Origin of the sequence: Citreicoccus inhibens (assembly GCF_019039035.1) — a bacterium.
In the GTDB taxonomy this organism is placed as follows: domain Bacteria; phylum Myxococcota; class Myxococcia; order Myxococcales; family Myxococcaceae; genus Citreicoccus; species Citreicoccus inhibens.
This window is the reverse complement of the sequence record NZ_JAHNZT010000030.1, coordinates 1-11431: the sequence shown is the minus strand read 5'-3', so window position 1 is coordinate 11431 and position 11431 is coordinate 1. Positions and strand designations below refer to the sequence as shown.

Annotated in this window: 10 protein-coding genes; 5 read left to right on the top strand and 5 right to left on the bottom strand. The window is 71.6% G+C overall.

Annotated features, from left to right (window positions below; genetic code table 11):
• The first annotated feature begins 23 nt into the window (after positions 1-23).
• The 4 genes from KRR26_RS27290 (at position 24) to KRR26_RS27275 (ending at position 5629) form a co-directional block, all read left to right on the top strand.
• Positions 24-464 (top strand): hypothetical protein, encoded by a 441-nt coding sequence (locus KRR26_RS27290; RefSeq protein WP_120204437.1) that lies wholly within the window; start codon positions 24-26, stop codon positions 462-464.
• 99 nt (positions 465-563) lie between these two features.
• Positions 564-1688 carry a molecular chaperone DnaJ gene (gene dnaJ / locus KRR26_RS27285; RefSeq protein WP_120204438.1) on the top strand — a complete coding sequence of 375 codons (1125 nt, stop codon included), beginning with the start codon at positions 564-566 and terminating at the stop codon, positions 1686-1688.
• A 168-nt stretch (positions 1689-1856) separates the two neighbouring features.
• Positions 1857-4007: a penicillin-binding protein activator gene (locus tag KRR26_RS27280; protein ID WP_199723723.1), complete on the top strand. Its 2151-nt coding sequence runs from the start codon at positions 1857-1859 to the stop codon at positions 4005-4007.
• Positions 4004-5629 (top strand): WD40 repeat domain-containing protein, encoded by a 1626-nt coding sequence (locus tag KRR26_RS27275; RefSeq protein ID WP_217081228.1) that lies wholly within the window; start codon positions 4004-4006, stop codon positions 5627-5629. Before KRR26_RS27280 ends, KRR26_RS27275 begins: the two co-directional genes overlap by 4 nt.
• Here KRR26_RS27275 and KRR26_RS27270 read toward each other — a convergent pair.
• Entirely contained in the window at positions 5623-6315 is a 693-nt protein-coding gene (locus KRR26_RS27270) for a ferredoxin reductase domain-containing protein (RefSeq protein WP_120204444.1), read from the bottom strand. The genes KRR26_RS27275 and KRR26_RS27270 overlap by 7 nt on opposite strands.
• 56 nt (positions 6316-6371) lie before the next feature.
• Here KRR26_RS27270 and KRR26_RS27265 point away from each other — a divergent pair, with 56 nt between their 5' ends.
• Positions 6372-7148 (top strand): transglycosylase domain-containing protein, encoded by a 777-nt coding sequence (locus tag KRR26_RS27265; RefSeq protein WP_120204445.1) that lies wholly within the window; start codon positions 6372-6374, stop codon positions 7146-7148.
• A gap of 9 nt (positions 7149-7157) precedes the next feature.
• On the opposite strand, the gene KRR26_RS27260 is transcribed toward KRR26_RS27265, so the two are convergent.
• The 4 genes from KRR26_RS27260 to KRR26_RS27245 form a co-directional block, all read right to left on the bottom strand.
• Positions 7158-7649 (bottom strand): hypothetical protein, encoded by a 492-nt coding sequence (locus KRR26_RS27260; RefSeq protein ID WP_217081227.1) that lies wholly within the window; start codon positions 7647-7649, stop codon positions 7158-7160.
• Positions 7650-7659: 10 nt separating this feature from the next.
• Positions 7660-9597, bottom strand: a complete 1938-nt coding sequence (locus tag KRR26_RS37025; RefSeq protein WP_236069254.1) for a serine/threonine-protein kinase — start codon at positions 9595-9597, stop codon at positions 7660-7662.
• A gap of 169 nt (positions 9598-9766) precedes the next feature.
• Entirely contained in the window at positions 9767-10696 is a 930-nt protein-coding gene (locus KRR26_RS27250; protein WP_147422919.1) for a hypothetical protein, read from the bottom strand.
• A gap of 213 nt (positions 10697-10909) precedes the next feature.
• The gene (locus KRR26_RS27245) at positions 10910-11419 is read right to left on the bottom strand and encodes a hypothetical protein (RefSeq protein ID WP_217081226.1); all 510 of its coding nucleotides are present in this window, start codon (positions 11417-11419) and stop codon (positions 10910-10912) included.
• Between the last annotated feature and the right edge of the window lie 12 nt (positions 11420-11431).

Genomic DNA, 11431 nt, shown 5'->3' with positions numbered 1-11431 from the left:
CGGCGGACAGGTTTCCGGGAGCCATGGAGACCAACAACGAGAAAGAGGCCCTGTTCAATCCGGGCTGCGAACCGGTGGTGGAAGAGGAGGACCGTCGTCGCCTGCTCTGGCTGATGGCCGAGTACTTCCGGACCATTGGCTATACGGACATCAAGGCCCGTCTGCCGGGCTTCATGCCTCCGCCCATCCTGTCCGGGACCATCGAGGACCATCGGCCGGATTTCACCTGTCGCCAATCGGACTCCGCCCACACGCCCATCATCCTGGAGATCGTCACCCCGGAGCTGGTGGATGACCCGCTCGCGGAGAACCGGTGGAGCCTGCTGGCCAGCGCCGCCAAGCTCTACAACGCCGAGCTGCACTTCGTGGTCCCCAAATGGGCCGCCCATGGCCCCGTCGACCCGGCGCTCAAGCGTCGGCTGGCCCGCATGGAGCTGACCGTCAATCGCGTGTGGACCGTCTAGGGCCAACACCCCTGGATTGCTGGTGCGTTTCGCTGCGTTATAGTGATTCGGATTTGTACGCAGTAGGAAAACACCAGCAATTTCCAGGGGTTTGACGGAATGGCAGCGGCCGCGGGGCAGAAGCGCGACTACTACGAGGTCCTGGGCGTCCAGAAGACCGTGTCGGCGCAGGAACTCAAGAGCGCGTTCCGCAAGGTCGCGCTGCAGTACCACCCGGATCGCAACCCGGGGAACAAGGACGCCGAGGACAAGTTCAAGGAGGCCTCCGAGGCCTACGAGGTCCTGAGCGACGCGGAGCGGCGCGCGAAGTACGACCGCTTCGGCCACGCCGGCAACCCGTTCGAGGGCGCGGGCGGCGGCTTCCAGGGCGTCAACATCAACGACATCTTCGGGGAGATCTTCGGAGACATCTTCGGGGGCGCGCGGGGTGGCGGCGGCCGGCGGCAGACGAGCCGGGGCGCGGACCTGCGCTACAACCTGGAGATCTCCTTCGAGGAGGCCGCGTTCGGCTGCCGCCCCAAGGTCACCATCCCCCGTCCCAAGAAGTGCGACACGTGCTCGGGCTCGGGCAGCAAGAGCGGCGCGGGGGCTCGGACGTGCGCCTCGTGCGGCGGCAGCGGCGAGCTGCGCTACACGCAGGGCTTCTTCGCCGTGTCGCGCCCGTGCGGTGACTGCGGCGGCGCGGGCACCACCATCCAGGACCCGTGCGCGCGTTGCCGGGGCTCGGGCAAGATTCCCTCGGACGAGGTCATCGAGGTGGCCATCCCGGGCGGCGTGGACAACGGCACGCGCGTGCGCCTGGCGGGCATGGGCGAGCCCGGCGACCGAGGCGGACCTCCCGGCGACCTGTACGTGACGGTCATCGTGCGCGAGCACCCGCTCTTCCAGCGCGAGGAGTACGAGGTCTTCTGCGAGGTGCCCATCTCCTTCACGCACGCGGCGCTCGGCGCGAAGATCGACGTGCCCACGCTGGACGGCAAGGTGAAGATGACCATCCCCGCGGGCACGCAGTCCGGCAAGGTGTTCCGCCTGCGCGGCAAGGGCATCCCGCACCTGCACAGCCAGCAGCGGGGCGACCAGCACGTGCGCGTGGTGGTGGAGACGCCCACGGAGCTGTCCTCGAAGCAGCGCGAGCTGCTGGAGCGCTTCGCGGAGCTGGCCGGCGAGGAGAGCCACCCGCAGTCCAAGAGCTTCTTCGCCAAGGTGAAGGAGCTGTTCGGCTAGCGAGCATCGGGGCGTGCGCCGCGGGCCACGTTCGCGTGGCCCCGCAGCCGCGCTTCGAGGGGTGGGCGGGGGGCATGCGCGGTGCAATGGGGTGGGAGTTTTCCCTGGGGAATCTTCCCCCTGCTCCGTTGTCGACGGAGGCGCACCCGCGCTGCTATGCACCTCGCCATGGAAGTCCTCTCTGCTTCGCGCCGCGCGCTCGTTCTGGCGCTGGCCCTGCTGATGTCCGCCTGTCCCAAGGCGCCCACCCGCACCGCTGGCGGGACGGGTGGCCCGGGCGAGAACCCCGAGGGCGAGCCGTTCCCCACCCGGCCCAGCTTGGAGGCGAAGCAGGACGCGTCCGCGGACGCCGCGCTCGCCCAGGCTCGGGCCACCGCGCAGGGCAGCGCGGACAAGCGCAAGGCCGCCGAGGCCTACCTGTCCGTGCGCAAGGCGTACCCCGCCACCACCGCGAGCCAGGAGGCGCTCTATCAAGCGGGCGTCCTGTTCTACGAGTCGCGGGACTACGTGAACGCGCGCAAGTCCTTCAACGAGCTGCTCTTCGAGAACCCGCTGTATCCGCGCGCGGATGACGCCAAGCACAAGCTGGCCCTCTCCGCGATGGCGGTGGGCGCCTACCGCGACGCGTACCAGACGCTCTCCAGCCTGGCCGAGCGCGCGGAGGGCGCGGAGAAGGAGCAGCTGCTCAAGGAGCTGTCGCGCGCGGCCGAGGGCGCGGGCCTGTACTCGCAGGCGCTGACCATGGCCGTGAAGGACGCCGGCGAGGCCCAGGGCGCCGAGGCCCAGGCCCAGGCGGTGGCCAAGGTGGAGCAGCTGGTGGAGGGCCGCGCGGACTTCGTGGACATCGCGCGCGTGGCGGACGGGCTGTCCTCGTCCAACCCCGCGTGGCCGGTGCTGACGTTCAAGCTGGCGCGCATCTACTACCACCTGCGCGATTGGACCCGACTGGAGGAGACGCTCCAGCGCTTCCTGCGCGAGGCGCCCAACAGCAGCTTCGCCCCCCAGGCGCGCGAGCTGCTGGCGCGGGCCACGCGCCGCGTGGAGGCCAAGCCCAAGGCGGTGGCGGTGCTCCTGCCCATGACGGGCCGCTACCAGCCCATTGGCGAGGCGGTGCTGCGCGGCGTGCAGCTGGCGCTCCACGGCAGCGACATCGAGCTGGTGGTGAAGGACACGCAGGGCGACGTCAACAAGACGGGCCAGGCGATGGAGCAGCTCGCGTTCGATGACGGCGCCATCGCGGCGCTCGGGCCGCTCTTGACGGAGGACACCAAGCGCGCGGCGCTGGCGGCCGAGGAGCTTCAGGTTCCGCTGCTCACCATGAGCCGGCAGGAGGGCATCACCGACATCGGGCCCTACGTCTTCCGCAACATGCTGACCAACTCCGCGCAGGCGCGCGCCATCGCGGACTACGCGATGAACGTGAAGGGCTACAAGCGATTCGCGGTGCTCTACCCGAACATCCCGTATGGCGTGGAGCTGGCCAACGAGTTCTGGGACGAGGTGCTGGAACACGGCGGGGTGATGCGCGGCGCGGAGAACTACGCGCACGACCAGACCACATTCACCAGCGAGGCCAAGAAGCTGGTGGGCCGCTACTACCTGGATGACCGCAGCGACTACGCCGAGGCCGTGCGCGACGTGCAGGGCGAGAACCTGGACGCGTTCCGCCGCCGCAAGGCGATGGAGAAGGCGCGCAGCGGCGTGGAGCCCATCATCGACTTCGAGGGCCTCTTCATCCCGGACGACTGGCGCCGCGTGAGCCTGGTGGCGCCGGCGCTGGCGGTGGAGGACATCGTCACCAACGCGTGCGACCCGCGCGACCTGGAGCGCATCCGCAAGACGACGGGCAAGAAGGAGCTGAAGACGGTGACGCTCTTCGGCACCAACCAGTGGAGCAGCCCGAAGGGGCGCTCGGGCCTGCCGGAGCTGCTGGAGCGCGGCGGCAAGTTCGTCACCTGCTCGGTGTACGTGGATGGCTTCTTCGTGGACTCGCAGCGGCCGGCCACGCGCCGCTTCGTGAAGGACTACCGCGAGGCGTATCGCGAGGGCGGGCGTGACCCCGGTCTGCTGGAGGCGATTGGTTACGACTCGGCGCGCATGCTGCGGAACATCATCGAGAAGCAGCGGCCTCAGACGCGCGCGGACATGCGGCAGGCGCTGGCGAACCTGAAGGACTTCGAGGGCGCCACCGGCAAGACGTCCATGAACGAGAAGCGCGAGGCGCAGAAGCAGCTGTTCCTCATCGCCATCGACAACAAGGGCGTCTCCGAGATCAACGTGGAGAAGGAGAAGGCGGCGGCGGGAGGCTCGGGCACATGAAGGCGGGGGTGGGGCGCCTCGCGCTCGTGGCGGGGCTGGCGTTGGCGCAGGGCTGCGCGCACGCGCCCTCGGTTCCCCCCGAGACGCTGGCGCGACTGGCCGAGACGCCGCGGGGCTATCTGGCAGGCCCGGTGATGGGACTCGGAGGTGACACCTCCGTGCTCAACAACCAGGACTTCATCTGGGCGTTGGACTTCGCGCCCGAGGGCGGCCGGGTCGCGTACTCGCGCCTGGGGCTCAAGGCCTACAACCTGTCCGTCTGGTCGCTGACGCCGGAGCCTCGGCTGATGACGGATCCGGACATCAACGCGCAGCAGTGGGACGTGGAGGGCGTGGCCTTCTCGCCGGACGGCGCGCGCGTGGCCGCGGTCAGCCGCGACGGCTCGGTGCGCGTGTTCGACGCGGCCTCGGGACAGGTGCAGGGCGTCTTCACCACGGAGGAGCCGCTGGTGTCGGTGGCCTTCCACCCGAGCGGCCGCTGGCTCGCCCTGGGCAGCGCGCAGGGCCTTGTCTCCGTCGTGTCGGTGCCGGGGCTGACGTTCGCCACGGAGCTGCGCGCGCACACGGGGCCGGTGAGCGCGCTCGCGTTCGCGCTGGATGGGACGCTGTACACGGGCGGCTGGGACAAGCACCTGCGCGCGTTCCGCGCGTCCGAGCAGCGCGCGCGGGCGGACCATGCGCGCACGCGCTTCGCGCGGCAGGGCGGCTTCGCGGTGGTGCAAGGCAGTCTCCAGGGCAAGGCCCCGGTGGCGCTCGCGCTGGATGCGCGCGCTCCCGCGGTGCTGCTGACGACGGCGGCGGCGGGCGCGGCGGGCATCAACGTGGCCGCGCTCACCGACAGCCTCTCGGTGCCCGGCGCGCTGGGGACGACGGTGGCGCGGGTGGCGCATGGCCAGTCGCTGCGCTTCAAGTCGCTGGCGGTGGATGGCGTGGACGTGGCCATCTGCGACGCGTGCGTGCCGCAGGGCCTTCAGGGGGTCCTCGGCGCGCCCTTCACCGACCGGGTGGAGGTGAGCTTCGACGAGGCAGCGGGTGAGGCCCTCCTGAGCTTGAAGGGCGGGGCGCCGTCGGACGCGAGCGCGGTGGCCACGCTGGTGCTGGAGCCTCGCTCGGACTTCTCCTACGAGGGGCACGTCAACGACGTCACCGTGGACGCGCGCGGTGCCCGTTTGGGCGTGGCCTTCAGCGAGGAGAAGGCGGAGCGCTCCCGCACCGTCTACGAGCGCGAGCGCAAGAACATCGAGGAGCCGCGCGGCCCGTGGAACGCCGGCGCGATGGTGGACGCGGCCACGGGGCAGGTGCTGCGCAAGTGGGAGCGCCACCACGGGGTGGTGTCCACGGCGGCCATCTCTCCGGATGGGCGCGCGTTGGCCTCGGGGGGGTGGGACAAGCGCGTGTACCTGTTCGCGGAGGGCGAGGACGCGCCTCGGGGTGAGCGGGCGTTCGGCTGGTCCGTGCGGCGGGTGCGCTTCAGCCCGGATGGGCAGTGGCTGGGCGTGGCGGCCTGGACGCCCCAGAAGGCCACCGGCAATCAGGAGAGTGACCCCTCCGCGGTGCTCACCGGGGTGCGCTACGTGGCGCCCATCGTCGAGCGGCGCGAGCCGCCCGTCGCGGCTCAGTAGTTGAGGAAGATGGCGCTCCGGGGCACGCCTCGCTCCCGGAGCTGCGCCATGACCCCCTGCACCATCTCGGACTGTCCGCAGACGAAGGCGATGGCGTCCTGGAGGGGCTCCTCGCCCAGGTGGGCCTGGACGTAGCCGGTGAGTCCCTGCCAGCCGCTGACGCCGGGCTGGCTCACGGTGCGCACCACGCGCACGTGGCCCGCCTCCCACTCGTGCAACTCGTCCGAGTAGGCGAAGGCGCTGGGGGTGCGCGCGCCGAAGTAGAGCGTCACCCGGCCGTAGGCGCCTCGCTCCTGGCGCAGGCTGGCGATGAGGGGCCGGATGGCGGAGATGCCCGAGCCCGTGGCGAACAAGAGCACGTCGCGTCCCCGGGCCTGCTCCAGCGGGAAGCCCTTGCCCTCGGGGCGGGACGCCTCCACCCGCGTGCCCACGGGCAGGTGGATGAGGGCGTCGGCGAGCGGGCTGCCGCCCTTGAGGAGGAACTCCCAGCGGGTGCCCTGGGGGTCGGGGGGGGAGGCGATGGCGAAGAGGGCCTCTTTGTGCTCGGGCATCCGCAACCGCACGTACTGACCGGGCCGAGCATGCGCGCCCACGAGCGGGGTACCGCCAATGTCCAGGACGAGGTCGGTGAGGCCATCCGCGGCGGGCGAGCGGGCGGCGATGGCTGCCGGGTGCCAGTCGGTCATAGGCCCAGTTTTAACCTGCGCGCCATCCGAGTGCTGCCCCTGGTAGCCTAGGGGACGTGAAGACCGTGTTCTGGATCCTCATGTTCCTCGTCGGGCTGACCGGCGTGGTGGTGCCGCTGACGTATCTCTACACGGCGAGCAAGTTGCCGCCGTTGGAGAACGAGACGGACGTCGAGAAGCAGCTGCGCCACAGCATCGAGGATGAGCGGATGAGTGTGGCGGTCGGGCTCGTCGACCGAGGCAACAAGCCGTTGACCTTCGCCAAGCCGGACTTCTCTCGGCTGCCGAAGGACCTGGTGGCGCTCTACATCCGCCAGATGGAGTGCCCCACCTACTTCCAGACCCCCCGCGAGGATGGGCGGGCCTGGGCGTGGCGCCTGTTCGCGGGCGTGGCCCTGGGCGCGCGTCCGCCGGGGGATGGGGCGTGCGAGCGCCTGCTGGCGGTGCGCATCGCGCGGGCGCTCGGCATCAAGGACAACCTGGAGCTGGCGGTGGCGGCGCACCGGCTCCACAGCTTCCTTCAGAAGGACCAGCTCATCGCCTATGACCTGGCCATCATCCGCTTCGAGCGCGGCATCGTCGGCGTGGAGGACGCGGCGCAGAAGATTTTCGGTCAGCCGCTGGCGGACCTGTCGCTGTCCGAGCTGGCGGAGCTGCAACTCGCGCTGCCGCCCTACGGCTTCTATACCGACCTGAAGCAGTGCAAGAACGCCACGCTCATCCGGCAGAACCGCGACCTGTTGTTGCGCGACCTCGCGGGTTGGCAGCTCGTCAGCGAGGACCGCGCGCGCAATGCCATCGCCGAGCCGGTGGCGTGCTTGTCGACGAAGTAGGGCCCGCGCTCAGCGGCGCAGGCCGTTGGGCACCTGGTCGAGCCAGCCCACTTCGAGCACGGCCCACAGTCCCAGCAAGACGGCCTCCGCCGCGTCATGGCGCAGCGAGGTGGGCCGGTCCGCGTGGGACCACTCGATGACGCGGCGGGCGAGCCCATCCGCGGCGTCCTTCGCGAGCGCGCTGCTGCGTTGCTCGCGGGCGTAGAGCAGGCGGGCGCGCCAGTCCTCGGCGGAGACGCGCAGCACGGGCAGGGCGCGTCGCTGGGCTTCGCGCTCCCAGACCTCGGCCACGGGGCCACCGCCCTCCAACACGAGCCACGCGAGCGGCGCCGCGGCGTGCAGCACCTGGGGCACCGCGCGCTTCAGGCGGGACTGGGTGGCGAAGTTCTGCGAGCGATACCAGTGCAGCCGCCCGTCGCGCTGATAGCGCGCGAGTCCTGAGCGAAGTCCCAGGTCGACCGCGAGGAGTCCCGGCGACTCCGCGCCGTTCGGCTCGGTCATGGAGCGAGGGCTACCGCTTCTTGAGGAACATCCGCTCCCACGAGTTCAGGGCGCTGGCGATGTCGAGCCGGCTGCCTTCGTCCTGCGCGAGCTTCGTCTTCTGGCGCAGCCCCTCCAGCGAGTTGCGAGCCCCGTCGCCGCTCTGCGAGCCGATGGGGAAGACGACGTTCATCCGCGTCTCCAGTCGGCGGATGCGGGCGAAGAGGTCCTTCTGAGAAGGAGCGCCCGGCTTGGTGCTCGCGGTGCCAACGCCGCGCTGAGGCGCGCTCGCTCCGGCGAGGGCTTGAGCCGGTGCGCCGGGCTGCGTGCCCGGTGCTGACTGCGCGCCTGTGGCGACGCCGCCCGCTGCTTCCGCCGATGCACCCGCCTGGACGCTGCCTGCCTGCGTGCCGGGAGCGACACCGCCCACGGCCTGCGTCGGTGCACCGGCTTGGGCCCCCCCTGGCTGAACGCCGGCGGCGCTCCCGCCCTGCGCGGGTGCTCCAGGTTGCGTGCCTCCTGCGCCCGGGCCCGCCTGTACGCCGGCCGCGACACCGTCCACGACCTGCGTCGGCGCACCCGCTTGAGCGCCGCCAACGGCCGTGCCCGACGGAGCACCTTGAGCGCCCAAGGGCTGCGGCTGTGCGCCACCTGCGGCCGTGCCGGCCTGCGCGGTGGCCCCTTCTCCCGCGCCTCGCGTGACGGCGACCACGCCCACGGCGGCCAGCAACGCGGCGGCCCCCAGTCCCGCGGGCAGCAGCCGCCGCACGAGCGTGTTCCGCCCCACCGCTCGGACTTCTTGCGTCGTCAGCTCCGGTGGCACCGGCGCGGGCACGTTCGTGGTGGGCCGTCGTGAATCCGCCAGCTCCGCGCGCGCCGGCGCACTGGCGGGCTCCGTGGGCGCGGGCGCGGTGGGGTTCGTCCGCGTCGCGCGCAGCGTGCGCCGCAGGCGCTGGAGCTGCTGCCGCAGCGTGTCCGCTGAGTTGGGGCGCGTCTCGGGGTCCTTCGTCAACATCTGCAACACGAAGGCATCGAGCGCGGGCGGCAGGTCGGGGACGAACTCGGACGGACGCGGTGGGCGCGCCTCCACGTGCTTCATCAGCAGGTCCACCGGAGAGCTGCCCACGAACGGCAGGCGGCCCGTCACCATCTCGAAGGTGACGACGCCCATGGCGTACAGGTCCGTCATCGGCCCGACTTCCTGGCCGCGGGCCTGCTCCGGCGCCATGTACTCGGGCGTGCCCACCACCATGTCCGTGCGCGTCTGCGCCGTGCGACCGGTGGGGCCCTCGCCGCGCTTGGCGAGACCGAAGTCCAACAGCTTCACGTAGCGAGAGCCGTCGGGCTGTTGGACCAGGAAGATGTTGCTCGGCTTCAGGTCGCGGTGCACCACGCCCGCGCCATGCGCCGCCGCCAATCCGCCCAGGACCTCCTCGAGCAGCGCGAGCGCCTCGTGCACGGGCAGCCGGCCCTTCTCCGCGAGCACCGCGTCCAGCGGCTGCCCGTCCAGGAACTCCATGACGATGTACTGCCGACCGTCCGGCACCTGCCCGAAGCCGAAGATGTCGATGATGCCGCGGTGACGGATGGCGTTGACCGCGCGGGCCTCGGCGAGCAAGCGGGCCACCTGCTCGGCCGAGTGCGCCAGCTCTGGCCGCAGCACCTTCACCGCCACGCGCTTGCCAATCAGCGGCTGGATGCCGTCGTACACCAGCCCCATTCCGCCCACGCCAATGCGCGAGCGCAGCTCGTACTCACCCAGCTTCATCCCGATGAGCGGGTCGCGGGGCGGCTCGGCGGGAGGGGGAACGGGAGGCGGCTCGGACGCGCTCTGCCGCACCACCACGGTCGGCTCCGCGGAGGCCGGCACGCTGAACGAGGCAAGCAGCACCGTTCCGTCGCGCGGACACACCGAGGTGTCGGACGGGACAGCGAGGCCGCAGGTTTCGCAGATCAGCTCGGGTGCCATCGCAAACGAGACGCAGGGTAACAGGTGGATACCCGAGACGCGACGCGTCCGAGCGAGTCAGGGCCCGCGAGCGGACATGGCCCGGCCGCCCGTCTTCCCGCCAGCCAACAGTTCTCCGTCGGCGGGGTCAGACGGGTGTTGGGCGGATGGCGATGCGCGTCCCGCTTCATCAGGGGAGCCGGACCAGGACGCCCACGCTGGTGGGGCCGGCGATCACCCGCGTGCTGCCCGCGCGCTCGGGAGGGCCATCCGAGAGCCACAGGTACGCGCCCACGCCCGCCAGCACGAGCCCCACGCCACCGCTGGCCAGGGCCAACGTGCGCTGTCGCTTGAGGTCGTCGTAGTGGTTCGACAGCGAGCCGCGCACTTCTTCCTGTGTGGGGCCCGCGGGATTGTCGCGATAGGCCGCGTCGATGTCGTCGCGCGAACTCTTCGCCTGCGTGCTGAAGAGGACGCCCGCCGCGATGGCCAGCGCGCCCGCGCTCACCCCCACGATGCCCGTGGGCGTCTTCCACGTATGCGTCGGCGCAGCACGCTCCGGAGTCACGGGCACGACGGGCTGCGGCGGAACGACCAGCGACGGCGCGGCGACCACGGGCGGCGGAGGCGGCGCGACCACGGGCGGCGGCGGACGCAGCGTGTTCTTCACCTTGGGCACCACCACATCGAGCGCCTGCGTCAGCCCATCCAGGAGTTGGTCCTCCTTCACGCCGGACACCTGATTCGCGGCGAGGAGCTGGCCATCGCGCGACTGGTAGGCGCGGATGCCCGCGCGGAAGCCGCTGAGGAAGGGGACCACCTCGGAGACGACCACCACCTCGGTCTTCCCCGCCGCGCCCAGCGACACGATGCAGCCCGCCTCCGTGCGATCGCACCGCAGCACGGCCTTGCGCTGCCGGGCGGTCAGCTTCCGAGTGACCTCCTCGATGCGCACCACTTGGAGGTCGCGCGACTTGAGCTGCTGGGCCACGTGCTCCTGGGCGAACTCGGCGATGTGCCTGGGGACGCCCGACGCATCCGGAGGAGCCAGCAGCACGGTGACGGGGGCCTCGGGAGATGCAGCGGCCACGGTGAGCGCGACGAGGAGCGGAATCAACACATCGGCCACTTTCTCCCCGACTTGCCCGTCTCGCAAGGACACGGTGCATGCGCACGCAACACGGGCCCGTTCGCATGACAGTGCGACAGGTCCCCACCTCGCGCCGAGCATGCCGCGGGTCCGTCACGGAGCGCACCCGGGGCGTGGGGGCGTGGCCGAAGCGCGGACGCGGAGGTCCGCGCTCCCGGGCAACGCGAGACGTCGGGCGCCGCGCTACCGACGCGGGCGATCCGGCGCGGGCCGAATCTGCGTCTTCTCCGAGTTCTGCGGCTCGGGCAGTGCGTCGTCCTCGCCCTCGTCGTCCAGGGCCTCGGCGGCGGGCCGCGCGGGCGGCATCCCAGGCGGGGGACGGCGCGGCGGAATGGCGGGGCGCGCGCTCGGGGGCGTGCTGGGCGAGGGCCGCAGCGCGGGAGCGGGCCGGCGCGGGATGTGGGGCCGCGCGCTCGGGTCATCGGCGAGCAGGTCCTCGGACACCTCCACCTTGGCCTCGGACGGCATCGGGCCGGCGTTGGTGGACTCCTCCGCGGCGTCGGCGCGGCCGAAGGGATTGCGCGTGGGCGGCGGCGTCTTGTCGTCGTCGCTCTCCATGGGCGGCGGGCGCGGCGGCGCGGCGGCGGCGGGCTTCGCGGGAGGAGGCGTGGGCGCGGCGGGCTTGGCGGGTGGCGGCCGAGCGGCGCTCGCGGGCAGCGCGGCGGGGACCTGCACCTGCGCGGCCGGCAACAACTTAAACACAAC